This window comes from Flavobacterium sp. AC274, from assembly GCF_979258275.1.
Genome location: NZ_OZ409852.1, coordinates 3,771,484 through 3,798,341, shown reverse-complemented (window position 1 = coordinate 3,798,341; position 26,858 = coordinate 3,771,484). Strand labels below are relative to the sequence as shown.

The 26,858-nt window shown below is 35.4% G+C and carries 22 protein-coding genes and 1 pseudogene; 15 read left to right on the top strand and 8 right to left on the bottom strand.

What is annotated here, in order from left to right:
- Positions 1-166 precede the first annotated feature (166 nt).
- From ACZZZT_RS17075 to ACZZZT_RS17040, 8 genes and pseudogenes are all read left to right on the top strand, one after another.
- Complete coding sequence (locus tag ACZZZT_RS17075; protein WP_042563737.1) at positions 167-544, top strand: hypothetical protein; 378 nt, start codon at positions 167-169, stop codon at positions 542-544.
- 130 nt (positions 545-674) lie between these two features.
- Positions 675-1,056: pseudogene (locus ACZZZT_RS17070) on the top strand (transposase); the annotation flags it as partial.
- Positions 1,057-1,402: 346 nt separating this feature from the next.
- The gene (locus tag ACZZZT_RS17065) at positions 1,403-1,795 is read left to right on the top strand and encodes a response regulator (protein WP_042563739.1); all 393 of its coding nucleotides are present in this window, start codon (positions 1,403-1,405) and stop codon (positions 1,793-1,795) included.
- Positions 1,796-1,932: 137 nt separating this feature from the next.
- Positions 1,933-3,375: an ATP-binding protein gene (locus ACZZZT_RS17060; RefSeq protein ID WP_463461277.1), complete on the top strand. Its 1,443-nt coding sequence runs from the start codon at positions 1,933-1,935 to the stop codon at positions 3,373-3,375.
- 4 nt (positions 3,376-3,379) lie between these two features.
- Positions 3,380-3,808, top strand: coding sequence for a response regulator (locus ACZZZT_RS17055; protein WP_042563741.1), 429 nt, complete (start codon positions 3,380-3,382; stop codon positions 3,806-3,808).
- Positions 3,809-3,975: 167 nt separating this feature from the next.
- Positions 3,976-7,605 (top strand): HAMP domain-containing protein, encoded by a 3,630-nt coding sequence (locus tag ACZZZT_RS17050; protein ID WP_463461276.1) that lies wholly within the window; start codon positions 3,976-3,978, stop codon positions 7,603-7,605.
- Entirely contained in the window at positions 7,503-10,250 is a 2,748-nt protein-coding gene (locus tag ACZZZT_RS17045) for a response regulator (protein WP_463462455.1), read from the top strand. The genes ACZZZT_RS17050 and ACZZZT_RS17045 overlap by 103 nt, the downstream gene beginning before the upstream one ends.
- Positions 10,251-10,258: 8 nt before the next feature.
- Complete coding sequence (locus ACZZZT_RS17040; RefSeq protein WP_463461275.1) at positions 10,259-11,491, top strand: response regulator; 1,233 nt, start codon at positions 10,259-10,261, stop codon at positions 11,489-11,491.
- A 477-nt stretch (positions 11,492-11,968) separates the two neighbouring features.
- Here the strand turns inward: ACZZZT_RS17040 and ACZZZT_RS17035 are convergent, their stop codons facing one another.
- The 6 genes from ACZZZT_RS17035 to ACZZZT_RS17010 all read right to left on the bottom strand — a co-directional run bounded on the left by ACZZZT_RS17035 (position 11,969) and on the right by ACZZZT_RS17010 (position 18,060).
- Positions 11,969-12,979 carry an FAD:protein FMN transferase gene (locus tag ACZZZT_RS17035; RefSeq protein ID WP_463461274.1) on the bottom strand — a complete coding sequence of 337 codons (1,011 nt, stop codon included), beginning with the start codon at positions 12,977-12,979 and terminating at the stop codon, positions 11,969-11,971.
- A gap of 214 nt (positions 12,980-13,193) precedes the next feature.
- Positions 13,194-14,024, bottom strand: a complete 831-nt coding sequence (locus tag ACZZZT_RS17030; RefSeq protein WP_463461273.1) for an FAD-binding oxidoreductase — start codon at positions 14,022-14,024, stop codon at positions 13,194-13,196.
- 44 nt (positions 14,025-14,068) lie between these two features.
- Complete coding sequence (locus ACZZZT_RS17025) at positions 14,069-15,394, bottom strand: PepSY-associated TM helix domain-containing protein (RefSeq protein ID WP_463461272.1); 1,326 nt, start codon at positions 15,392-15,394, stop codon at positions 14,069-14,071.
- Between the two features lie 6 nt (positions 15,395-15,400).
- Positions 15,401-15,880, bottom strand: coding sequence for a DUF2271 domain-containing protein (locus ACZZZT_RS17020; protein ID WP_073393957.1), 480 nt, complete (start codon positions 15,878-15,880; stop codon positions 15,401-15,403).
- Positions 15,881-15,895: 15 nt separating this feature from the next.
- Positions 15,896-17,368: an ankyrin repeat domain-containing protein gene (locus tag ACZZZT_RS17015; RefSeq protein ID WP_463461271.1), complete on the bottom strand. Its 1,473-nt coding sequence runs from the start codon at positions 17,366-17,368 to the stop codon at positions 15,896-15,898.
- A 257-nt stretch (positions 17,369-17,625) separates the two neighbouring features.
- On the bottom strand, positions 17,626-18,060 hold the full coding sequence (locus ACZZZT_RS17010; protein ID WP_073393959.1) for a DUF1810 domain-containing protein: 435 nt from the start codon (positions 18,058-18,060) through the stop codon (positions 17,626-17,628).
- 313 nt (positions 18,061-18,373) lie between these two features.
- Between ACZZZT_RS17010 and ACZZZT_RS17005 the strand changes: the two genes are divergently transcribed.
- Both ACZZZT_RS17005 and ACZZZT_RS17000 read left to right on the top strand, forming a co-directional pair.
- On the top strand, positions 18,374-18,955 hold the full coding sequence (locus tag ACZZZT_RS17005) for a TetR/AcrR family transcriptional regulator (protein WP_463461270.1): 582 nt from the start codon (positions 18,374-18,376) through the stop codon (positions 18,953-18,955).
- A 176-nt stretch (positions 18,956-19,131) separates the two neighbouring features.
- Positions 19,132-20,340 (top strand): MFS transporter, encoded by a 1,209-nt coding sequence (locus tag ACZZZT_RS17000; RefSeq protein WP_463461269.1) that lies wholly within the window; start codon positions 19,132-19,134, stop codon positions 20,338-20,340.
- A gap of 101 nt (positions 20,341-20,441) precedes the next feature.
- On the opposite strand, the gene ACZZZT_RS16995 is transcribed toward ACZZZT_RS17000, so the two are convergent.
- Positions 20,442-21,326, bottom strand: coding sequence for an EamA family transporter (locus tag ACZZZT_RS16995; RefSeq protein WP_073393962.1), 885 nt, complete (start codon positions 21,324-21,326; stop codon positions 20,442-20,444).
- A gap of 31 nt (positions 21,327-21,357) precedes the next feature.
- Complete coding sequence (locus tag ACZZZT_RS16990) at positions 21,358-21,996, bottom strand: FMN-dependent NADH-azoreductase (RefSeq protein ID WP_463461268.1); 639 nt, start codon at positions 21,994-21,996, stop codon at positions 21,358-21,360.
- 78 nt (positions 21,997-22,074) lie between these two features.
- Between ACZZZT_RS16990 and pdxR the strand changes: the two genes are divergently transcribed.
- From pdxR to ACZZZT_RS16965, 5 genes are all read left to right on the top strand, one after another.
- Complete coding sequence (gene pdxR, locus ACZZZT_RS16985; protein ID WP_463461267.1) at positions 22,075-23,538, top strand: MocR-like pyridoxine biosynthesis transcription factor PdxR; 1,464 nt, start codon at positions 22,075-22,077, stop codon at positions 23,536-23,538.
- An 84-nt stretch (positions 23,539-23,622) separates the two neighbouring features.
- Positions 23,623-24,078: a MarR family transcriptional regulator gene (locus ACZZZT_RS16980; RefSeq protein ID WP_463461266.1), complete on the top strand. Its 456-nt coding sequence runs from the start codon at positions 23,623-23,625 to the stop codon at positions 24,076-24,078.
- A 32-nt stretch (positions 24,079-24,110) separates the two neighbouring features.
- Positions 24,111-24,545, top strand: coding sequence for a carboxymuconolactone decarboxylase family protein (locus tag ACZZZT_RS16975; protein WP_073393965.1), 435 nt, complete (start codon positions 24,111-24,113; stop codon positions 24,543-24,545).
- A gap of 146 nt (positions 24,546-24,691) precedes the next feature.
- Positions 24,692-25,846 (top strand): alpha/beta hydrolase-fold protein, encoded by a 1,155-nt coding sequence (locus ACZZZT_RS16970; protein ID WP_463461265.1) that lies wholly within the window; start codon positions 24,692-24,694, stop codon positions 25,844-25,846.
- 41 nt (positions 25,847-25,887) lie between these two features.
- Positions 25,888-26,655 carry a methyltransferase domain-containing protein gene (locus ACZZZT_RS16965; RefSeq protein ID WP_463461264.1) on the top strand — a complete coding sequence of 256 codons (768 nt, stop codon included), beginning with the start codon at positions 25,888-25,890 and terminating at the stop codon, positions 26,653-26,655.
- The last annotated feature ends 203 nt before the right edge of the window (positions 26,656-26,858 follow it).

The window sequence follows — 26,858 nt, the reverse complement described above, 5'->3', positions numbered from 1 at the left end:
AAGTAGGAGTTTTTTTATGGAGTTAAAGTATTACAATAGAATTATGAATTATTGAATAAAAAAATAACCCAAGGTACGTAAAGCGGATAATTATATAGGAATGGATCTATAATTTTGCATCAAATCCTAACAAAAGGTTTCAAATACCCAATCTAAAAAAAATACCATGTCTGATTTTTTAAAACAATTTGGAGCAGATCTTCAAAAAAATGTACCAGGTTTTATTGCAGTTTCTGTAGCTGAAATTAAAAGCGGAATATCATATCACTCACAATCTGTAGTGGCTGATTTTGATCCTGAATTAGCATCTGCCTATAATCTTGAAGTAGTTAAAGCAAAGATGAATGCCATAAAAGCACTAAGTCTGGAAGGACAAACAATTGATAATGTAATGATCACCCTAACATCTCAAATTCATATTATTGATGTATCAGATAATGGAGATTATTTTATCTATCTGGCAGTAGATTCTACAAAGGCAAATTTAGGAATGACAAAATCTATTCTGAATAAATACAAAAAAGAAATTGAAGAAAAATTGTAATACTATTTTTTAGTATTGAAAAGGGAATATCAGTTGGCGTATTCCCTTTTTTTGCCTAAAATTCAAATACTAATAATGCTGCTTTATTCGGATTGATTTATATTTAATGCGTAAAACATAAATTGTATAAATGGAGTTACGTAAGTTTTTTGAAAAATATCCGGATGAAGAAACCTGTATCGAAGAATTTAAAAACAAACGTCTAAAAAGCGGTTTGGGTTGTAAAAAATGCGAACATAACCAACACACTTTTCGAAGAACTGATTTAAAATTTCAGTGCAAAAAATGTGGCACTCGAATAGGACTTCGTTCTGGAACCGTGATGGAAAATTCAAATTTACCATTTAGGCACTGGATGATTTGTATTGAATTGATGACACTTTCAAAACGAAAATTTTCGGCATTACAAATTCAATATTTATTAGGGCACAAACGCTATGAACCAATTTGGTTAATGGTTCAGAAAATTCATCTCGTCATGCGCTCAAGAGATAAAAAATACAGATTAAAAGCTTATGCTGATTTTGACAGCGAATTTTTGAAAGAAATAGAAAAAAACAGCATTCTTCAAAAAAGAAAGAACAGCGGTATTTAGTAAAAAACCAAAAAAAACTGTAAAATTTATTCTTTTAGTAAAATCAGGAATTATTTACAACTAAATGTTCTGTGGAGATATTTATTTCGCCCGTTAATAGTTGTATTAATAATTAAATTATTACATTTGGTAAGAGGCAATAAGCATAAAACGTTATTTATTGGCATCATGAATTTTTTATAAAGTAATGCTTAAGTAATACCACAATATATTAGGAAAAAACATTAGAATGTTGTCTAATAAATTCCAAAAATTTAAAACCAATGGCATATAAAAAGTTTCTACAAATCGATGACGATTTAGATGATTGCGAATTGTTTATGGAAGCACTTAATGCGGTTTCTCATTCCTCATACACAGGAATAAATGATCCTGTAGAAGCTTACCAAAAGCTTTTAATGATGGAAATAAAACCAGACGTAATTTTTCTTGATCTCAATATGCCTGTTATGTCCGGTTTAGAACTTTTGACCGAAATAAAAAAACAGGACGTACTACAGCAAATTCCAATTATTATTTTTTCGACTTCACAGCTTGAAGATATTAAACGAGAAGCAAAACAGCTTGGGGCACACGATTATATTTCGAAACCAAATAATTTTAACGACTTAAAACAAATTTTAAGAAAGTATGCTTATGAATCAAAGCATTCCTAAATTTTTATTTTCTTCGAATTATATGATTTTACTCAAAACAGATAACTTAAAAAACTAAGTACAGCTATCTGTTTTTTTTACTATTTTTATTTACAGAAATAAGTCAAGAGTAATCTATGTATGTTTAATTTTCGAAAATGAAATTATCCACCCAAATCCTTTTAGCATTTACACTGATAATTTTGCTCTCTGTTGCAGACTCATATACCAATTATATGATGTCAAAAAAAGTGCAGTTAAACTCCCATTTTCTATCCAGGTCAGAAGAAATAATCCGTACTTCAAACAAAACCCATAAAGCAATTATCGAAATGCAAAGTGCCTTTAGAGGTTATTTGCTTACAGATGATCGTGTTTTTTTAGATTCTTATTTTAGAGGCCTTAAAATTGTACCGCTTTTAGTAAATGAGCAAAATTTGCGTATTGGTAATGATAATTCGCAGCGCGTTATTTTTGATTCGATTAATACGCTCCATAATAATTGGCTTCATTATTCTGAAAAACTCATTCAGGCCAGAAAACAAAATCCTAATTCTTTTAATAATTTCTTCGAAAATTCACTAAAAAAACACATCGGTAAAAATATCAACGATGAAATCTCCAAAAAGTTCACAAGATTCGACCGAATAGAATATAAAAGAAGAAAACACCATAGCGAAGAGTTACTTATTTCTCTCAGGCACACCCGAATTTTTTCTCTCATTTTCCTCACTTTGACTATTATAGTAGGGATTTCCAGCACGCTTTATATTATGGAAATTACGACCAAACGAATTTCTTCGATGGTTAGTCTCGCCGAAAATATTTCTAAAGGAAAATTCACAAGTATTGAGGATACCAGAAATGATGAATTAACGGCTTTGGCATCATCATTAAATAGTATGTCCGGGAAACTCGATAAAAATATCCACGAACTAAAAAACAGAAACGCCGAGCTTAATAAGTTTGCTTATGTCGTTTCTCACGATTTAAAAGCGCCTATACGTGGAATTCATAACGTAATAACCTGGATTGAAGAAGATTTGGATGGAGAACTTTCTCCTGAATTAAAAAGATATTTAGCTATTATTCCGCAGAAAACCAGAAGAATGGAAGCCCTAATTAATGGTTTGTTAGATTATGCACGACTCAATATTAAAGTTCCGCCCGAACATATTAATACCAACAATCTGGTGCATGAAATTGCAGATTCGATTGTGCCAAGGAATTTCAAATTAGAAATAGGACATTTGCCTGAATTATTTACAGAACGAATAAAACTCGAACAGGTTTTTGCCAATCTAATTAGTAATGCCGTAAAATATACCACCCGCGAAGATGCCGTAATTGAAATTAGCTGCAGAAAATATTCTCATTTTTATGAGTTTTCGGTAAAAGATAACGGGATTGGTATTGCAATAGAATACCATCAAAAAATATTTGAAATATTCCAGACACTTCGCGAACAAAACGAGCAGGAAAGTACAGGTGTTGGACTTGCAATTGTTAAAAAAATTATCGACGATCAACAAGAACATATTATTGTGATCTCTAAAGTTGGAGAAGGTACAGAATTTATTTTTACCTGGAGAAATAGTTAGAATTATGAAAAAGCCGACCATTTTATTAGTAGAAGACGATGAACTCGACATTATTAGTGTAGAAAGATCATTAAAAAAATTAGAAATTGAGTATGAACTTCATTCCGCTTACAACGGTATCGAAGCCTTAAAACTGTTGCGAGATCCGGACTTAAACCTGAATCCGCAAGTGATTCTTTTGGATATTAACATGCCAAGAATGAATGGAATAGAGTTTTTGAAAGTGCTTCGGGAAGATGAAAAACTGAAAAATTTGAAAGTTTTTATAATGACCACTTCTTCCGAAGGAGAAGATCGGTTTGCGGCAGAAAAACTGGGGATTTCAGGCTATATCATAAAACCTCTAAATTATAATGACAATACCAAAAGATCAGATTCTATGGATGCTTTTGTGCAATTTCATTTAAGGAAGATTTTGATTGAAAGTATGTGAGAAGTTCGATGTTAGGCGTTAGAAGAAAGAAGCAAGATTTTAGAAGAAAGATTTTAGAACAAAGAAGCAAGATTTTAGAGAATAGTTATAAGCTATAAACAATAGATTACAAACTATAAACAATAAACTATTCAGGCAAAAGATAAATTTAATTCATTTTAAGAATTATGAAAAAAGCAAATGAAGAATTCGAAGAATCTGTTTTAACAGATGCTGAATTTTTAAAAATTTTAATTAAAGTTAAAAACGGAAATTTTACACAGCGTTTTCCAACAGATCAAAGCGGTGTAAAACGTTCGATTTGTGATACTTTAAATGAAATTATAGATCTTAACGAACGAATGGTTTTTGAATTCCAGAAAGTTGGGAAAAGTATTGGTAAACAAGGAAAACTAACCAATCGTGTAGCACTTGATGGCGCCAGAGGTTCCTGGAGTTCTTGTGTAGATTCTGTAAATACTTTGATTTCAGATCTTGTGCATCCAACTATTGAAATTGCACACGTAATTACATCGGTTGCAAAAGGAAATTTATCTCAGGAAATGCCGCTTTCTATCGAAGGAAACCCACTTCAGGGAGAGTTCCTCAGGATTGCAAAAGAGGTAAACGGAATGGTAAAACAGCTGAATTTATTCTCGATGGAGGTGACCCGTGTGGCGCGTGAGGTAGGTACAGAAGGAAAACTGGGAGGTCAGGCAAAAGTGCGAGGTGTAGGTGGAGTTTGGAAAGATTTGACCGATTCTGTAAATAAAATGGCGTCTAACTTAACGGGTCAGGTACGTAATATCGCCGATGTAACAACCGCCGTGGCAAAAGGAGATTTATCTAAAAAAATTACCGTAGACGTAAAAGGAGAAATCCTCGAATTGAAAAATACGATCAACACGATGGTGGATCAGCTGAACTCCTTTTCATCTGAGGTAACCCGTGTGGCGAGAGAGGTAGGAACCGAAGGAAAACTGGGAGGTCAGGCGCAGGTAAAAGGAGTTGGGGGAACCTGGAAAGATTTGACCGATTCCGTGAACCAGATGGCATCCAACTTAACAGGTCAGGTACGTAATATTGCCGATGTAACCACGGCCGTGGCAAAAGGAGATCTTTCGAAAAAAATTACCGTAGACGTAAAAGGAGAAATCCTCGAACTTAAAAATACGATCAACACGATGGTGGATCAGCTGAATTCATTTTCTTCTGAAGTTACCCGTGTGGCGGTAGAGGTAGGATCTGAAGGAAAACTGGGAGGTCAGGCGAGAGTGCGAGGTGTTGGTGGAGTTTGGAAAGATTTGACCGACTCTGTAAATCAAATGGCATCCAACTTAACAGGTCAGGTGCGTAATATTGCCGAGGTAACAACCGCCGTTGCAAAAGGAGATTTATCTAAAAAAATTACAGTAAACGTTGCAGGAGAAATTCTGGAACTTAAAAATACGATCAACACCATGGTGGATCAGCTGAACTCTTTTGGTGCCGAGGTAACCCGTGTGGCACGTGAGGTAGGTTCAGAAGGAAAACTGGGAGGACAGGCAAAAGTAAAAGGTGTTGGTGGAACCTGGAAAGATTTAACCGATTCCGTTAACCAAATGGCATCCAACTTAACGGGTCAGGTGCGTAACATTGCCGAGGTAACAACGGCGGTGGCAAATGGCGATTTATCTAAAAAAATTACAGCCGTTGCCGAAGGAGAAATCTTAGAGCTAAAGAAAACCATTAATACGATGGTGGATCAGCTGAACTCATTTTCATCAGAGGTTACGCGTGTGGCACTTGAGGTTGGTACAGAAGGAAAACTGGGAGGTCAGGCAAAAGTAAAAGGAGTTGGAGGAACATGGAAAGATTTAACAGATTCGGTTAATCAAATGGCATCCAACCTTACAGGTCAGGTGCGTAATATTGCCGAAGTAACAACGGCCGTAGCAAAAGGAGATTTATCACGCCAGATTACCGTAGATACAAAAGGGGAAATTCTGGAGCTTAAAAATACCATTAATACCATGGTGGGGCAGCTGAATTCCTTTGCATCTGAGGTAACCCGTGTGGCGCGTGAGGTTGGTACCGAAGGAAAACTGGGAGGTCAGGCGCAGGTGGAAGGTGTTGGTGGAACCTGGAAAGATTTAACAGATTCGGTGAATCAGATGGCATCGAACTTAACAGGACAGGTGCGTAACATTGCCGAAGTAACTACGGCGGTAGCAAAAGGAGATTTATCGCTCCAGATTACCGTTGACGTAAAAGGAGAAATCCTTGAGCTTAAAAACACAATTAATACCATGGTGGATCAGCTGCGAGGCTTTGCTTCGGAGGTAACAAGGGTTTCTCGTGAGGTAGGAACAGAAGGAAAGCTTGGAGGTCAGGCGAATGTACCGGGAGTTGCCGGAACGTGGAAAGATTTAACAGATTCCGTTAACCAGATGGCGGGTAACTTGACCGCTCAGGTTCGTAATATTGCCGATGTGGCGATTGCTGTAGCCAACGGAGATATGTCCCGAAAAATTACCGTTGACGTTCGTGGAGAGATTCTTCAATTAAAAGAAACCCTGAATACAATGGTGGATCAGCTTCGTGAATTTGCCTCCGAGGTAACTCGTGTGGCGCGTGAAGTAGGAACCGAAGGAAAATTGGGAGGTCAGGCAAATGTACCGGGAGTTGCCGGAACGTGGAAAGATTTAACAGATTCTGTTAACCAGATGGCGGGTAACCTAACAACTCAGGTACGTAACATTGCCGAGGTTACAATTGCCGTGGCCAACGGGGATATGTCGAAAAAAATTACGGCCGACGTTCGTGGAGAAATTCTTCAATTAAAGGAAACCGTAAATACAATGGTGGATCAGCTTCGTGCCTTCGCATCAGAGGTAACTCGTGTGGCGCGTGAAGTTGGAACGGATGGAAAATTGGGTGGACAAGCGTTCGTTCCCGGAGTTGCCGGAACGTGGAAAGATTTAACGGATTCGGTGAACCAGATGGCATCGAACCTTACGGATCAGGTGCGTAATATTGCCGAGGTAACAAAAGCCGTGGCAAATGGTGACCTTTCGAAACCAATTACCGTTGACGTAAAAGGGGAAATTTTGGATTTGAAAAACACCTTTAATACGATGGTGGAACAGCTAAACTCGTTTGCATCCGAGGTAACTCGTGTGGCGCGTGAGGTGGGTACCGAAGGAAAACTGGGAGGACAATCTGAAGTAAAAGGGGTTGCCGGAACCTGGAAAGATTTAACCGATTCGGTTAACTTGATGGCTTCGAATTTAACATCGCAAGTACGTGGAATTGCAAAAGTTGTAACATCGGTAGCAAAAGGAAATCTAAAACAAAAATTATCCATTGATGCCAAAGGAGAGGTAGCACAATTAACAGATACAATCAACGAAATGATTGATACGCTGGCAACTTTCTCTGATCAGGTAACCACTGTGGCGCGTGAGGTTGGAGCAGAAGGAAAACTGGGAGGTCAGGCGAATGTGCCGGGAGCTTCCGGAACGTGGAAAAACTTAACAGAAAACGTAAATCAGCTTGCGGCGAATTTGACAACGCAGGTACGTGCGATTTCTGAGGTAGCATCGGCGGTAACGCAGGGAGATTTAACGCGAACTATTGGTGTTGAAGCAAAAGGTGAGGTTGAGGCCCTAAAAGATACAATCAACCAGATGATTTCGAACCTGAAAGCGACAACGTTACGTAATCAGGAACAAGACTGGCTGAAATCGAATTTAGCGAAATTTACCCAAATGCTTCAGGGGCAAAAAGAATTGAATTCGGTTACCAAAAAATCCTTTCGGAGCTGGCGACGGTTGTAACCGCTCAGCACGGACTTTTCTATATTCTGCAGGAAGATGAGGAATTCATGGATTCTAAACTGAATTTGATTGCATCCTACGCATACATCAAAAGAAAAAATTCGCCTACGCAATACGCAATGGGCGAAGGATTAATAGGTCAGGTTGCGGTCGAAAAAGAAAGAATTATTTTGAGTAATGTTCCTAAAGATTACATTAAAATAAACTCCGGACTTGGAGACGCAAAACCAAAAGACGTTATCATTTTACCGGTATTGTTTGAAGGACAATTAAAAGCCGTAATCGAACTCGCATCGCTGGATACTTTTAGCGAAACGCACTTAGATTTCCTTGAAGGATTAACAGAAAGTATTGGTATTGTATTGAATACGATTGAATCGAATTCAAGAACCGAAGAATTATTGGTACAATCACAATCATTGGCAAGCGAGCTAAAAAGCCAGCAGGAAGTATTGAAAAATACGAATGAGGAACTGGAAGAAAAAGCATTCTTATTAGCGAATCAAAAAGAAGAAGTAGAGCTTAAAAACCAGGAAGTCGAAGTGGCAAGAAAAGCGTTGGAAGAAAAAGCTGATCAGCTGACTTTGACATCCAAATATAAATCAGAATTCCTGGCGAATATGTCGCACGAGTTAAGAACTCCGCTGAACAGTTTGCAGATTTTGGCGAATGAATTAATTGCGAATCGCGACGGAAATTTATCCGAAAAACAAATTCAGTTTGCGAAAACGATCAACTCTTGCGGAGATGACCTTATTCAGTTAATTAACGACATTCTGGATCTGTCAAAAATCGAATCAGGCTATATTTCAGTTGATTATAACCCGATTAGTTTTGATGAAATCAGTCACTTTGTGGCTTCTACTTTCAACCCGATTTCAGAAGCAAAACATTTACGTTTCAATATTATTATGGATGAAAATCTTCCTGAATTGATTGAAACAGATTCGCAGCGTTTAAATCAGATTTTGAAAAACTTACTTTCAAATTCATTCAAATTCACCGAAAAAGGAGAAGTAAAACTAAAAATTTACAAAGCAGATAATAACTGGAAAACGAGTAATATAAATCTCGAAAATGCAGAAGCGGTAGTTGCTTTCGAAATTTCTGATACAGGAATTGGTATCTCTAAAGAAAAACAAAACATAATATTCGAAGCTTTCCAACAGGCCGAAGGTTCAACAAGCCGTAAATACGGTGGTACAGGTTTAGGATTATCCATTAGCCGTGGACTTTCTGATTTATTAGGCGGAAGTATCGAGCTGGAAAGTGAAACCAACATTGGTAGTAAATTTACCTTATTCCTTCCATTAAAATACGTTCATATTGCTGAAATTGAAAACATTGACGTAACAGAAGAAACAGATCTAAAAGGCCGCATTAAATCGTTGCCGTCAGAAAGATTTAATCGATCTGATATTGATTTGTTCTTTGTCGATGAAGTTGGTGATGACAGAACCGATATTAAACCAGGCGATAAAGTTTTACTGATTGCAGAAGATAACTTAACTTTTGCGAAAATCATGCTCGAACAAGCACACAATAACGGCATAAAAGCTATTGTTACCACAAAAGGAAACGACGTTATTGACTTTATCAATCAATTTCATCCGCATGCCATTACGATGGATTTGAATATGCCGGACACGAGCGGCTGGAAAATTCTGGACCGATTAAAAACCGATTTTAATTTGCGTCATATTCCGGTTTATATAATTTCCGGTGAAGATGAAAGAAACAAAGGTCTTAAACGTGGCGCAAGAAACTTCCTTCTTAAACCCGTTAAAAATGACTCGCTAACAAATCTTTTTAATGATATTCATGATTTTAAAAACAAGAAAACCAAAAACCTGCTCGTTGTAGATGATAATGAAACCGATCTTCAAAGAATACTCGACGCTGTACGTGGGGATGATATTCAGGTTTTAAGCGCAAAAACAGCCAAAGAAGCGGTTACTTTAATTAGCAAAAAATCATTTGATTGTATTATCTTAGATTTGGTTTTACCGGATGCAGACGGTTTAGATCTTATTACAGATCTGGAGAATAACATTGCAGGGCAGGAAACCGCCATTATTATACACTCAGCAGGAGATGTAAATAATAAACAAAGGGCCAGATTAAACAGGTTTGCACATAGTATTATTTTAAAAAGCTTCGATTCTCTGGATGAACTTGTAGATCAAACGGCATTATTTATGCATCGTGTGCATAAGGAACTTCCGGAACAAATGCGCGAAAGAATTGAGTCTTTCTATTTGAAAGAAGATGTATTACAGGGCAAAAAAGTGCTTTTGGTTGATGATGACGTTCGAAATTTATTTGCATTAACCACGGCCTTAGAGCGTTATGGCCTTGATGTAATAAGTGCAGAAAGCGGTCAGGAAGCAATTGATATACTAAACAATGACGAAGCGATAGATATTGTTTTGATGGATATTATGATGCCGGAAATGGACGGTTACGAAACCATGAAACGCATTAGAAAAGACGAAAAACATAAAGATCTGACAATTATTGCGGTAACCGCAAAAGCGATGAAAGGCGATAGACAAAGATGTATCGAATCCGGAGCTTCAGATTATATGACAAAACCTGTAAATGTTGAACAATTATCCACGTTGATGCGTGTGTGGCTTAAATAAGATATTCAATGAAAAGTAACATTGCAGATAATCCAATCAAAATTTTGATTGTAGATGACAAAAAAGAAAATCTGCTTTCATTACAGGTAATTCTCGCCGACAGAGGTTACAAATTTGTCGAGGCATCTTCCGGAAAAGATGCCTTGAGAATTCTATTGAAAAATCAGGATTTTGCAATTATATTAATGGACGTGCAAATGCCCCTGATGGATGGTTTTGAAACCGCTGAATTGATCCGTCAAAGCGATAAATTAAAACATGTTCCGATTATATTCCTGACTGCTAATATGAACGCCAACGAGTATATTTTTAAAGGATATCAATCAGGTGCGGTAGATTATATGATTAAACCATTATCTCCGGAAATTTTGCAGGCCAAAGTAATGGTTTTTACAGAATTATTTAGAAAAAATCAGGAACTGCGTGCCAAGGAAGAAGAAACCAGAACCTTAAACGAAATCATTTTAAAAGCCAATACAAAACTTGAAGCTCAATATGCGGCGATAGAAAAACATGCCGAAGAACTCAAAAAGAAAAATACAGAACTGGATGCCTTTACCTATATTTCAAGTCATGATCTTCAGGAACCATTACGAAAAATACAGACTTTTACAAATCTGATACTTTCAAATGAGTATCCGAATTTATCTGAAGACGGAAAAGCAAAATTCAACCGAATTTTGTATTCGACAAACAGAATGAGAGAATTAATCAATAGTCTGCTTACTTTTTCCCGCACCACTATTGTCGACAGGAGTTTTGAAACCATTGATCTCAATAAAATTGTTGCAGATATTCAGGAAGCTTTACAGGAAAATATTGCAGAAAAAAATGCTGTAATTGAAACCGATTTGCATGGATTGGCGTGTATTATTCCGTTTCAGTTTATGCAACTATTAGAAAATTTAATTTACAATTCCATTAAATTTGCCAAAGAAGACGAATCTTTAATTATAAAAATTAGCAGCCGTGTAACAGATGGGGCAGAGCTGGACGAAAAATTAGTTCCAAATAAAAAATACTGTCATATTCGCTTTGCTGACAACGGCATTGGTTTTGATCCTCAGCACAATGAAAAAATATTTGGTGTTTTCCAAAAATTACACAGCAAAGATGTTTACGAAGGAACCGGAATTGGCCTTGCCATCGTAAAGAAAATTGTTGAAAATCACAACGGTTTTATCACGGCAAGCGGAGAACCAATGAAAGGGGCGACGTTTAATATTTATATTCCGCATTGATTATAATTTTTTTCAGGAGCTAATCCCGCTATCCGTTTCAATCTTTTATTTTTTTAAAGAAAAAAATAAAAGGATTTCCACTTCTATCGGGGCTAGGGCAATCATTTTCATAAGAATATTTTCGTGTAGTTTGTCCTTGCGAGGAACGAAGCAACCTCACTAACAATAGTCGACAAAGCTTGTCATTTAGAATATTTTCGTACCGTTTGTCATTTCGAGGAACGAGAAATCACACTAGAAACTCCGCAATCAAAATCGCCAATCTTTGTCGCTCTCTAGATGTGATTTCTCGTTCCTCGAAATGACAAACAGTACTTTTAATCATTCTTTTTTATTAATTTATTGATAACAAAACCACATTGTTATCAATAAAAGAATAACACAGAGAAAAAAATCCGCTAGGATTTACATATTGGTAGAAAAAATAGAAATTCACCCCAATAAAAATATCCCGTAGGGATTACACCTTTTTAAACCTCAAATTTTAGGATGAAATTTAGCAATCTTAAAATTCTTCGATTTAATAATCTTCCCGTTATCCGTAATCATTACGCAGGAATATTGAGGATAGTTATTGATTAATTTTAATCCCGCATCTTTTCCTAAAACCATTAACGACGTACTGAAACCATTTGCCATTTCGGCATTTGGGCCAAAAACAGTAACACTGCAGAGTCCTGTAGACGGATATCCGGTTGCAGGATTGATAATATGCGAATATCGCTTTCCGTTTAAAATAACAAACTTTTCATAACTTCCTGACGTTGTTACAGCACCATCATTTAAAGGCACAACGGCAAAAAGTTTATTAGTATCAAAAGGATTTGTCATTCCGATATTCCAGTCTTTGCCATTTGGCTGTTTTCCCCAGGCCGTCATGTCGCCAGAGCCGTTTACAATTCCCGCTTTTATTCCTTTGCTTAGCATCATATCACGGCATTTATCGGTTGCATAACCTTCGCCCAAAGCGCCAAAGCCAATTTTCATTCCCTTTAATTTTAAAAAGATAGTCGATTGAACACTGTCGAGAATAATATTCTGATATCCCACTTTTGCAACAGATTGTTTGATCGCTTCTTCCGTTGGCATTGTTGTCATCGAACCATCAAATTTCCAGATTCTGTCCATAGCGGCAAAACTCACATCAAAACCGCCATTTGTAATTTTCGAAAACTGAAGCGCTCTTTGCGTTAATTCAAAAACCTCGCGGTCTACTTTTACGGGTGCAATTCCCGCATTTCTGTTTACTTCAGAAACCTGAGAAGTTGGTTTCCAGTCAGAAATCAGGTTTTCTATCCTTGTAATTTCTGCAATAACCGTATCAATTGAATTTTCTGCTGTGAGAGAATCTTTCGCAACAATGCTAATATCAAAACGGCCTCCCATAAGCAGTGTTGTTCTTTTACGCAAAATTTGTGCATTTGATGTAAAACTACAAAGCACTAATAAAAGAGTTGCGAAATATTTTGGGTATGATTTAGTTTTCATAATTATTTATTTTTCACGCAGATTTTATTCTCATTTTATGTCATTTCGACGGAGGAGAAATCACATAAAGTAAAGATACACAGTACGTCGCTCTCTGGATGTGATTTCTCCTCCGTCGAAATGACAAACCAGACTTAAACATTAAAATAAAATCTGCTCAATCTGCCAAATCTGCGTAAAAAATCTTTTTAATCCTTTAATCTGTGGCTAAAATTTAATAACAATCTGCAAGAATCTGTTTATGAGTTTTATAATACGCAAGGTCGGTTTTGTTTTTATCCATGCAAATGGTTTCCAACACTTTTTCGACATCCTGCTGCATCGCAAGCGAACCACAAATCATGATTTTTCCACCGTTTTTCAATAAATCGACAAAGAAATCAGCATCTTTTCGAATCAAATCCATAACATAACATTGGTTTTGCTCACGCGAAAAAGCAATGTGAAAACTTTTCAGGTTTTTGCTTTGAATTTGATTTTCTGCAAACTGTTTGTATTGGGCAACAGTCTCAGTTTCATTTCTAAAACCGCAGTATAAATGCGTTTCTGTTTTATTTTTGTTTCCTTCAATCATTCCCAGAAATGGGGCAATTCCCGTTCCGTTGGCAATCAAGGCAACTTTTTGAGCTTTTTTAGGAAAATGAAATCCTTCATTATGAACAATTCTCGCTTTGATAACAAAATCAGCTTCAAGATTGTACAAATATCCCGAACCAAAACCATGCGGATGCAATTTTACAACCAATTGTATGTTGCCATTACTTTTACTAATTGAATAAAAACGATCTCTGCCATCTCCGTCAGGATAAATAGCCAGTAAATCTCCCGAAGTAAATTTAACTTTTTTCCTCGGTTTTAACGTCAGCCTAAAAATATGATCCGTTTCAGATAATGCTGTTTTTTCTACCACCATCATTTTTTGCAATCCGGTTGGTTTTTGCGCATACGTTGCCGGCGCTGTCGCGAGGTTTATTCCTGTTTGTGTGTTCCAGTTTTTTACCCAATCTGTAAATTGTGCCGGTGATTTGTCGTCGATAGTGTGCAAATCTAAAATTCTGTTTGCCCAATTTTGTTTGATTAGACAATTGTCTATTTCTTTGGCAAAACCACAAAAATCGGCGTATGATTTAGAACCAAATCCAACAACAGAAACATTAACCTTTTTTTCTGCGGATATTGATTTAGCAACGTTAAAAATTTACCTCCGTTTGAAGGCGCATCGCCCAAACCATGTGTTGAAGAGAAAATGATAATATGTTCGGCTTCCGGAAATGCCGTATATTGGTTTAATCCCCCTAAATAAGAAGAATATCCGTTGGCAATCAATTGTGTATGAATGGCATTGGCGAAGCGAAAAGTACTTCCGTTTTCTGATCCTGCAAGCAGAATAAAACGGCTATCTTTGGGTTTATGTTTGTTTTTAATCTTGGTTTCCCTTCGTTTTAAAGTCATCGAAAATCCCGAATATATAAAGAACAGAATATTTAATGACGCCAAAGCCAAAACAATTGCCCAAACCATATTCGCACGGCCTGTATGAAGATCAAGACTTAAATTCTCAAATAAAACGGTAGTCGGGTAGGGTGCATCGCTTACAATTTGTCCTGTAAACTGATTCACTTTTAGTTCGCGATCGTTCAGTTTTAGTATAAAAACTTCTTCGGGATCTTCTGTATCAAAAGGGAATTCTATTTTTTGAACCTGAGAAAGTTTTGTCTTTTTGAAAATGTCAAAATCGGCAATATTCTTTTGTTTAGAATCTTTTGTATCTGCTTTAATTTCTTTCGGCTGGATTGGCTTTTCGGTGAAAACCTTAAACCTAAGCATCGAAAGATAAGTACCTGAAAGTGCAATAATAAAAATGGGAATCAACATGAATCTTCCTAAAACAACGTGATAATATTGACTGAAATTATCTTTGACTATTTTAGAAAAAAATCGGCGAAAACCTTTTTGCCTTTGTACCACTAAAGCAATACCGGAAATGGCGATTAGAAAAAGCAAAAACGAATTAACGCCAATAAAAAATCGTCCGGTTTCATGCAAAAAAAGCGAACGATGAAGCGAAGTTACCCATTGTATAAACTCGCTTTTCTTTTGAGTTTTGCCAATAATTTTTCCCGTTTGGGGATTTATGCAGGCATCAATATCATTGCCATCGTCATCAAGACCTTTTAGGGTTGTAAATTTGTTGTGATCGATACTAATTTCAGTCACTTCCATATAGTTTTTACGCAATATTGGAAGCGTTTGTGCAACAGTCAAATCATCAAAATTTGTCACGCCATAAGGCTGTATTTTCTCTTGTGCAGCGTCTACGGCAAGTACAGTTCCTGTAACTGATGCCAGAATTAGAAATAGAGAAGAAAATACAGCGAGAGTTAAATGCGCGTATCTCCAAACGGATAATGTCATTATGGCTTATATCTTATTTAATTTTACATATCTGATGTATCCTTTTCCTTCAGTTTTTTCAGCGATTCCCTCTGTTGTAAACGGAATTTCGGCATCGGTTACATGATATTTTTGGTCTTCTACGGCAGTTTCAAAACGAATTTTATAGCCTTTGTCAAATTTCGAAGCTTCAATTTCAAATGTAGTTACGCTTCTGTCACCACCCGTTACAGAAGCGCCTGTTTTGGCACTGATATCCGGTTTTTTAGCATAAAATTTATACCATTCCTTGATGCTTTTGTACCATTTTTTGTCATCGCCCATTACATATAATGTTTTTTCGTATTCTCCTTTAGGATCAATAAGCGATACTACGATATAAGCGCCTTCGCCTACGTAATTAGACATTTGTAAAAGGCATTTGTATTTGTCAGTTTGTGCAGCTGCCTTAAATGAGAAAAGACACGCGAATACTGCCACAAGGCAGATTTTTGATAATGATTTCATGTATAATTATTTACTTTAAAAACTCAACCGATGTATTATTTTTTTCAGGACTTCATTCTCTTTTGCCAAATCGTAGGCAGTTTCGTCAAACTCGGTTTTAATTTCTTTTTTTGCGCCTAATGCTACCAAATATTTTAAAATAGCATCGTCTTTTGCCACCATAGCCGCTTTATGCAATGCAGTTAAACCTTCTTTGTTTTTGGCATTGAGATCAATATTAAGTCCTTCCAGTTTTTTTAGCAGGTTAATATTGTTTTTGATTACGGCTGTATGAAGTACGGTGTTTCCATCTTTTTGAGGCGTTGCGAAATTTATTCCTTTGCTTTTTAAAACAGCCAGTTTATCACCAAAATCATCTTTTTGCGATGCTTCACCAGAACTTCTGAAAGAATCTACAAGATAAAAAGCCAGATCATTTCCCTTAGTATCTTTCACATTAATATCAGCTCCTTTACTTAAAAGAAACGAAACAATTTCTGCAGAACTGCCTTTTACAGCTTGTGTCAACGCCGATTCTCCTTTTGCATTTACGGCATTAATGTTTTTAACCTTTAGCAGTAAAGTTTGCAATAATTCCAGATCTTTTCCTTCTGATGCTAATATAAAAGGAGTATTTCCGTCTTTATCGGTTTTGTTTACATCAACACCTTTGTCAATAAAATACTTTACAATTTCAGACTGTTTTTCTTTGCGTGCCAATATATGAAGAACCGTTTGCCCGTTTAAAGCCGTAACGGTTGGTTTTAATTTTAAATCATCTGCCAGATATTTATAAACTTCAATAGGATTGGCACTGCGACGCATTCCCTGAGCGGCAGAAATTAAGGCATAATCTGTATATTTTACACCTTTTTCAACAAGGGTTTTTAGCTGTGCAATATTTCCTGCTTTTGCAGCATAATCAAAAGCCGTGTATCCGTTTTTATCAACGTCTTTTAGCGATAAACCTTGTGATACCAGGTAATTTGTTGTTGTAAGATCTTTATCGTTCGGGATAGCAAGTAATAATAAACTTGCTCCGTCGTATTTCTTTTTAGGATCAATTCCAGCTTTAAAAAAAGCATCATAAGTAGCAGGATTTACCACTCCTGTACCAGAAGCAAATGCAATAGGTGTGGCGGCGTGGCTGTCTTCCAGATTAATATCAGAACCTTTTTTTATAAGATATTCTACCAATTCAGCATTTCCTTTATAGGCCGCCCAATGTAAATAGATACGACCGTCGTGTGTAAGTTTGTCTACTCCGTTGCCCGGAAGTTCGATTAAATACTTCGCAACTTCGTTTGAAGCGCCATTATTAATTGCCAAAACGGTTGGATCAAATGCAAATTGATTTAATTCTGTTGGATTATTTCCTTTGTCAATTGTAGATTTTAAAGTGGCTAAATCTGGAGAAGTTTTCCAGAAATTAGCATCCAGAAGCTTGTTTTGCTGGGCATTAACAAAAAGCGAAGCAAATAATAGGACTGCAAAGATTGTTTTTTTCATATTGGAGATATAAGCAAATGGGTATTTATGTAATGAAATTTCCACTTTGGGATTTCGAGGGCGAAAGTTATTGCTTATTTAGAATATTTCCAAATAATAAAGAATAAGATATAATTAATTTTATGGGGTGAAGATTTTAACCGCAAAGTTCGCAAAGGATTACGCAAGGTTAGTAGACTCAGCTTTGCGAACTTTGCCTTTTGTATAAACTTAATTTAAAAAAACTTTGCGCACTTTGCGGTAAAATTTTTCTTACACTATAAATTGCTGTATAAAAGCTGAATCGTATGAAAATCGTACGATCCACCAAAATACTTATTAATCACCTGCTCAAATACAGGCTCTGTATTTTGAATGTTGGCAAACAAAGTCATACTCGATTTTAATTTTTCGGCATCGGTGTCACCAAGAATTTCCAGGGCACTTTTTTCATTGGTATTAATGAGTTCCTTAGTAATTTCAAGAAGATGTTTTCCAAGAATAGGATGCTCCAGATAAGCCATTGCCTCATCGGCATTTTTGATCTCGTAGAACTTTGAAGTATCGCTCGAACCTAAACCTTTTATCTGCGGAAAAATAAACCACATCCACGGAGATTCTTTTTTCCCTTTCTTAATTTCTGCAAGTGCAACTAAGTACAATTTATTTTGAGCGTCTAAAAAGCGCATCAGATCATTTGTGTTGTAAGCCATTCTGTATTGGAATATTATTTGGGGTCAATTTGGTGGTAAATCTAATCAAAATATATCTTGATTTACATTACCAAATCTTTATAATTTACTTTTTTTCCGCGGAATTGCTGGGCTGTAAAAAAAATCTTATGGGTTGCGATTAGTGTTTAGTGATTTTAAAATTTAAGACCTGATTTTTAGTTTATATGATAAAAATTGAGTGTTGTCATGTTGAATTATTATTGAAACGGGAGTCAGTAATAAAAATAAAAAGTTAAGATATTTGTATTTTTAGACCGATCGGTCTATATTTGCAGTGTAAAATTTAGAAATCATGAGTAAAGCAGAACGTACCAGACAATTTATTATTGAAACATCGGCTCCTTTGATTAATAAAAAAGGAATGGCGGGAACTTCATTAACTGATATTATGGAAGTTACCAAGCTTGCAAAAGGCGGGATTTATGGCAATTTTGAGAGTAAAGATGAAATTTGCAGGGAATCATTTTTATATCTAAGATCGCAATTGGCCGGTAAACTCGACACGGCAGTCGCGCAGGGAACTTCGGCGAAAGCCAAACTCTTCAACTTATTAGGCGTGTATGAAAATGATAAAAATATGACGGAAGGCTGTCCGATATTAAATTTCGGGATCGAAGCCGATGATACAAACCCCGTTATAAAAGAGCAGGTAAAAAAAGCGATCCTGGCTGCCCAGAAAAGATTTTATAACATTATTGAAAACGGAATTAATAATAAAGAATTATCAGCAGAAATAAACCCGGAACATTTTAGCATTAAAGCTTTTGCCATGATCGAAGGCGGTATTTTATGCCGAAAAATATTGGGAAATAATGATCAGATGAAGATTGTTCTGCAAAGTATAAAAGACGATTTCGAAAAATATGTTCTTTGATTTTAAACACGAATTTCACGAATTATCACGAATTATTGGTTCGTGAAATAATTTCACAAACTAAGTTAACCATTCAGATTCGTGTTAATTAGTGAAATTAGTGTTTGTTTTTATAATCATTTTTTTGCAAAATTATAGACCGATCGGTCTACTATATTACTAATTAATTTAATAAAATGAGAAATTTACAAGAAAACCATCAGGGTTTTAGCACCAAATTAGCATTTGCTTTAATTCCGTTATCGGGATTTGCAACAGATATTTATTTGCCATCGCTGCCGGCTATGGCAAAAGATTTACAGGTTTCGGCAGGAGCCATTCAGCTTTCGCTGGTCTTTTTTATGTTTAGCCTAGGAATTAGCCAGGTTTTTATAGGAAGCATACTCGATAGTTTTGGGCGTTTTAAAATTAGCATTGCATCGCTTGCCGTTTTTTCGTTAACCAGTTTTGTAATTGCATTGGTGCCGGATATTTATGTTATTTATGCCATGAGAATTATTCAGGGTATTGCCATTGCTTTTATTGTAATTGCAAAACGTGCTTATTTTGTCGATCTTTATTCTGGCGAAAAATTAAAAAGTTACATTAGTTTATTTTCAATCATTTGGGCCTGCGCGCCTATTATGGCGCCATTTTTAGGAGGATATTTGGAGAATATTTTTGGATGGAAATCTAACTTTTATTTTCTTGGCGGATTGTCATTATTGTTCTTAATTCTGGAACTTCTGTATAGCGGAGAATCTTTAAAATACTTTCATGAATTTAAACTAAAGTCTATCGCACAAACGTATACAAACATCTTAAAATCGCCCGATTTTACATTGGGAATCATAATTCTTGGTATTTGCTTTGGTCTTGTTGTAGTGTACAGTTTATCGAGTCCGTTTATTGTAGAACGTGTATTTGGGTATTCTGCCGTTACTACAGGTTACAGTTCGTTATTGTCAGGTTTAGCCGTTATGATGGGCGGAATCACGGCTAAATCTCTTATTCATAAACCTTTGGCTAAAAAAATAACTATTGCGGTTTCAATACAGTTTACTTTGGTTTTACTTATGATTTTTACCTCTTCAATAGCAAGTAATATTTATACTTTAATCGCTTTTACAATGGGAATCAATATGTGCGGCGGCTTTATCTTTAATATTATTTATGGCTATTGTTTAAGCCGTTTCTCTAAAAATGCCGGAGTTGCCAGCGGACTTACAGGCGGTGCAACGTATATGGTGAGTTCGATATTTAGCTATGGATTTGTCAATTTATATGCCGTTAAAAGTCAGTTTTTATTGGGATTAACAAATATTTCTTTGATTTTTATTATCGGTATTATTTTTATTGTTTTTAATAGATACAGAGCGGTGCATCTTGCGACTGTTAAAAGTTAAATTCCAAAAATTAAATTCCAAGTAAAAAAACTCAAATAAAAAATTCCAAATTCCAATATGAGTTGGAATTTGGAATTTTTTAATTTGGAATTTTATTGATTTTATCTTTTCTGAAGGTTCATAAATGCTACAGCAAATAAGATCAATATTACACCAATCCATTGCAGAAAACTTACAGGTTCATCGAGGAATATATAAGCAATTGCAATAGAAACAGGAATTTCGACAGAAGCAATTATAGCTCCCAAACCCATTCCGGTTAACGGCATTCCTTTGGTAAAAAGTAACGGTGGAAGTATGGTTCCGAACAAAGAAAGCAAAATACCCCAGCGCAGAATAACAGCAAAGGAAAAATCTGAGTTGATCGACGTATTAAAAATAAAAGCGACTACAATACAGCCTCCAATAATCATAAAAAGACTTCTTTTTAACGGAGGAAAATGCAGTTCAACATGGTTGGAAGAATACATTGTTGCAGTATAAGACATTGCAGCCAGAATGCCGAACAAAAAACCTTTCCAGTTTATAATTACTGATTCCTGAAACAGGTTTGTGGCAAGGAATGTTCCTGCCAAAATGATGAAAACAGAAATTATCTTACGCAATCCGGGCATTTTTTTATGCACCGCGATTTCAAAAATAACACCCATCCAAACAGTTTGCATTAATAACACAATGGCTACGCTAACAGAAATATACTGCACTGAGAGGTAATAAAAAGTGCTTGTTAAACCAAGTGAAGTTCCTGCAAATATTAGCCTGAAAGTACTTTTTAAGTTTGAAGTTTCAGGTTTTAAAATCGGTTTTTCTTTGCGAAATAAATTCAAAATTAAAAGTCCGATAAAGCCAAGACCATATTGTGAAATCGTCACTTCGGCGGTTGTAAAACCTTCTTGGTATGCCATTTTCACAAAGGTTGCCAGCATGCCGTAACTTGTGGCTCCAAGTGCAATAAAAAGGCTTCCTTTGAGTACATTATTTTTCATTTCGATGTTTTTATTTGATCAATATCGCTGATTAAAGTTCACTTTCAATAAGAGATTTTATACTTTGATTTGCATCTTCTGCAGACTGTTGTAGTATTTCAGGACTCAGCGCTGAACCGTTAACAGCTACAAAATGAATATTATGAATTCCCATGATATTAAAAACCGTTTTTAAGTAATCGCTTTGAAAATTCATATGCTCGTTAAATTCTCCTTTTTCATACCCGTGAGAACCTCTTGAAAGCATTAAAAAAAGAGTTTTATTTTCAAGTAATCCAATGTAGGGATTCGCGATATTTTCAGGATTGAGTTTCCAGGTTTCGTTAACCCTTAAAACCTGATCAATGTAAGCTTTAAGCGCACTTGGAATCGACCAGTTATACATCGGGGCACCGAGAACAATAACATCCGCCTGACGTAATTCGGCAATATAATTATCACTTTCTTTTAGTGCCTCTTTATCTTCTTGAGATCTTGCATTTTCGGGTTTGAAAGCTGCAGAAATCCAGTTTTCGCTAATATGAGAAACAGGATGATTGCCCAATTCACGGAAAGTAATAAGAGAGCTGTTATGAATACTTTTCCATTGTTCAACAAATACTTCAGTAAGTTTTCTGCTTTGAGAATTAAGCGTTCTTGCGCTTGAATTAATGACTAATATATTTTTCATTTTTAAATAATTTTCAGCAAATGTATCCTGATTTTGGATTAACTTTGTATGCCAATTTTGATAAAAACTACAGCCCAGATGTTGCCATATAAATCTTTAATTCAAATTGATCGAAACATTCCTGTTACTATTTATATACAGGTATGCAACAGCTTTATTTCTTTGATAACAAATGGTACACTGCAGCCGTCTGATATATTACCAAGTTCGCGTATTCTTGCCGAATTAATTGGCATTAACAGGAATACGGTAAAATTGGCTTATGAAGAATTGATTAGTCAGGGCTGGGCAGAATCTGTTGAGAGAAAAGGTGTTTTTGTACTTTCGAAATTGCCTGTAATCTCAAAAAACAAACTTCCGGAAACCAATAAAAATAGTAGTAAAGAAGAATCATTTTTGTGGACCAATAAATTTAAAGAAGCCCGTCCGGTCAGGAATTTTCAAAAAGCCGGTCTCAGCATAGACGATGGATTTCCAGATGTGCGTTTGGCTCCCGTAGATCAGCTTATGCGGGAATATCGAAGTCTTTCGAAGAAATTTTACGGAAAAAATTTCCTGAAATATGGCAGTTCAAAAGGATCTGAACATCTCCGTATTTCGATTTCTAATTATCTTTCAAACACCAGAGGCTTAGCTGTTTCTTCTGAAAATATCCTGATTACAAAAGGCAGCCAAATGGGGATTTACCTGACGGCTCAATTGCTTTTAAATCCGTCTGATGTTGTAGCAGTTGGAACTTCGAATTATAGTTATGCCGATGATACTTTCAAATATACAGGTGCTAATTTAGTGCGTATTCCTGTTGATGCTAACGGAATGGACATTGATTATTTGGAGGAAATTCTGCAAAAGCAAAAAATAAAAGTAGTTTATATAATTCCGCATCATCATTTTCCAACAACGGTAACACTGAGTATGGAACGCAGGTTAAAACTGTTAAACCTGGCCAGAGAATTTCGTTTTGCTATTATCGAAGACGATTACGATTTTGATTACCATTATGAAAACAAACCGTATTTGCCTTTGGCAAGTATTGATCACAATCATAATGTCATTTATATTGGTTCGATTTCCAAGACATTTGCGCCAGCCTTAAGAATCGGTTTTATGACCGGGCCTTCCGTTTTTATTGATGCTGTCGCTTCTTTAAGAGAATTAATTGACAAACAGGGAGATACACTTCTGGAAGATGCATTTTCTGTTTTGTTTAATAATGGTGAAATGGAAAGGCATTTTCGTAAATCGCTAAAAATCTACAAACAGCGTAGAAATGTTTTTTGTGATATTCTGCAGTCAGAATTTAGAGATACAATTGAATTTGAAATACCAGAAGGCGGCCTTGCAATCTGGTCTCATTTTGATTCTAAAATTGATTTGGTTAAGATGTCTGAAAACGCCTTAAAAAACGGACTTTCTATCGATAATGGAAAATTCTACAAAAATGAATCGTTTGTTACTAACGCCATGAGATTGGGTTTTGCTTCACTTGAAGAAAAAGAAATGGTGACAGCTTTAGGTATTCTTAAAAAGGTAGTCCGGTAACTTTTCTGGGCTAGTCTTTATTTTAAAATTGGCATATTTTGTATCCGGATTGTTGCTCTAATTTTGCTGTAAAGAAAACAAGTTATGGGCACAACTTCAAAAAATGAATTTACTGCAATACTATCTTTAAGTAAACGAACTCTCACCAATATTATGCATACGCAAAATGTTTTGGCTGAAAATTTCAACGAGATTTTAAAATGTTTTGATTTATCATCGGAACAATTTAATGTTCTGAAGATTTTAGAGAATCAAAAAGGCAAGCCAACAAATATGTGTGAAATTCAGGAAAGAATGATTTCGAAGACAAGTAATACAACTCGCTTAGTCGATAAATTACTTCTAAAAGGATATGTTACAAGAGAAGTTTGCAGTAAAAACCGAAGAAAAGTTGATGTGTTCATTACTAAATCAGGAATGGAAATTTTGAGGGATTTAAAACCCGGAATGGATGTTTATGAAGAAAAACTTTCTCATAAACTGACTTTGAAGGAATTTGAAAACCTTAATTTTTTATTAGAAAAATACAGAACAGCTTAAATAGAAACAATAATTATATAAATTTTAGAAAAATGAAAACAAGAATTCGTATTGACAAAGTAGAGCCTGCAGGATATAACGCCATTTTAGGATTAGAAAAATTTATTGAAAGTACTTCTTTAACCCGCACTCATAAAGAGCTAATTAAAATTAGGGCTTCACAAATAAACGGCTGTGCTTTTTGTATTGATATGCACACCAAAGAGGCGCGTAAAGCCGGCGAAACAGAACAGCGTATTTATGCCTTAAACGCTTGGCGCGATACTCCGTTTTTTACAGATGAAGAACGTGCCATATTAGCCTTAACAGAAGAAGTTACTTTAATTAGCCATCATGTAAGCGATGCAACTTATGAAGCAGCGGCTAAAGTTCTTGACGAAAAATATCTTGCACAAGTAATCTTAGCTATCATTACTATTAATGCGTGGAACAGAATTGGTATTTCTACGAATCTTATTCCGGCTTAATACTTATAAGAATATAAAACTAAAAACCCTCATATCGAGGGTTTTTAGTTATTGTAAAAAAATACAATTAAAATATAAAAAATGTAACAATTTATGATATCTGCGGTCTTTATGGTGAGGTTAGTTTTAACGAATTCTTCAAAAGTATGAAAACTCAAATTTATAGATTTATTGTTTGCATTTGCGGACTTTTTTTAATTTTCTCTTCGAAAAATGCCGCGGCACAAACAATAGATTCCATTCCTCCGGCAAATCAACAGCAATTTTTAATTCATTCTAAAGCAATTAACGAAGAGAGAACAATCTGGATTCATACTCCTCCAGAATACAACGCTTCGACAGATACTTATCCGGTTTTGTATTTGCTTGACGGCGGAAGTCATTTTAAGTACGTTTCAGAAATGGTCAATTTTCTTTCTGATTTTGAGACTAATTTTATTTCAAAAATGATTATTGTAGCAATTCCCAATACAGAACGCGGAAGGGATTTTACACCAATATTTGATTCAAAAGAAAATGGAGCAGATAATTTTCTCCATTTTATAAAAGACGAACTTGTTCCGTACATCGACAAAAACTACAGAACACAGCCTTATCGAATTCTTGAAGCACATTCACTTGGCGGACTCTTTGGAATTTATGCCAATGAAAATGCGCCAGAATTATTTCAGGCATCAATTTTTATTAGTCCGGCTTTGACAGGTGATAAAAACAGAGATAAAGTAATGGAAGAATACGCCTTGTATCTTAAGAAAAATAAACAGCTTTCGAGAAAGATTTTTGTATCAATTGCCAATGAAGATAAACAGGCTGTTGACTTATTAACGAAACAATTAAAAATGTTTGCCTCAAAATCTTTTCAATGGAATTATAAAGAATACAAAGAAGAAAATCATTTTTCTGTGCCATATAAAAGCATGTATGACGGACTTCGGGTTATTTACAAAAATTGGCATACGGAAGCTTTTTTAAACTCAAATAAAATTTTGTATAAAGATATTGAAGAGCATTTTAAAAAATTATCCAGCGAATTTGGCTATAACATAAATCCAACGGAAGATTTTATAAATCAACTTGGTTATCAACAACTTCGGTTTAAACATATTGATGAAGCTATCGAATTTTTTAAGCAGAATATCAAACTGCACCCAAATTCATTTAATGTTTATGACAGTATGGGGGAAGCTTATATGATAAACGGACAGAAATCTTTGGCTATTGAAAATTATGAAAAATCAATTGCAATAAACCCACAGAATGAAAATGGGAAGGAAATGATTAAGAAATTGAAGAATAAATAATTTCGTATCTTAGCTAATAACACAATTAAAACCAATACAAAATGCCCTGGAATCCTGAAATCTATAATAAATTCAAAAACATTCGTTATCAGCCGTTTTATGATTTAATCGATTTTATTAAACCGATGGAATCTATGAAAGCCATTGATTTGGGATGCGGAACAGGCGAACAAACGGCGATTTTGGCAGATAAATTTTCAAATGCCAATTTTTTGGGAGTTGATTCTTCTGATGAAATGCTGGAACAATCAAAGTCATTAGAAACAGCTAATTTACATTTTAAAAAAGCGACTACAGAAGAAACAATTGAATCGGGAGAAAAATGGGATTTGATTTTTAGCAATGCCGCTTTGCAATGGTCAAACGATCACGAAATATTGTTTCCTAAATTAATAGAATTAGTTAATCCGCAAGGACAATTTGCGGTGCAAATGCCAGTGCAGCCAGAAAATAAACTCAATAAAATCCTTTCTGAATTGATTGATGAAGAACCGTTTAAATCCTATCTAAACGGTTTCAAGAGAGATTCTCCCGTTTTGAGTATTGATGATTATGCACAAATACTTTTTGACGGCGGACTTGAAGATATTCAGATCATGCAAAAAGTATATCCAATTATTGCCAACGATCATGATACCCTTTATAATTTTATTTCGGGTTCGGCATTGATTCCTTATATAGAAAGACTTGACGGAGATGAGAGAACACTTTTTATTAAAACTTACAAAGAGAGAATAGCAGCTGAATTTCCTAAACTTCCTGCTATATATTCATTTAAAAGGATTTTGCTTTACGGAAGAAAAGCTTAATAATCATTTTAATCGCAAAGTGTGCTATCCCGAAGCTTCGGAGCGAAGATGCAAAGTTTTTTTGCTGTAAATTATTTTTCACGCAGATTTTAAAAAGATTTAAGCAGATACATGCAGATAATTTTGCAAGTTTTTTAATTAAAAAATCTGCTTAAATCTTTTTAAAATCTGCGTGAAACTAACATTTAACTGATTTCTTCATT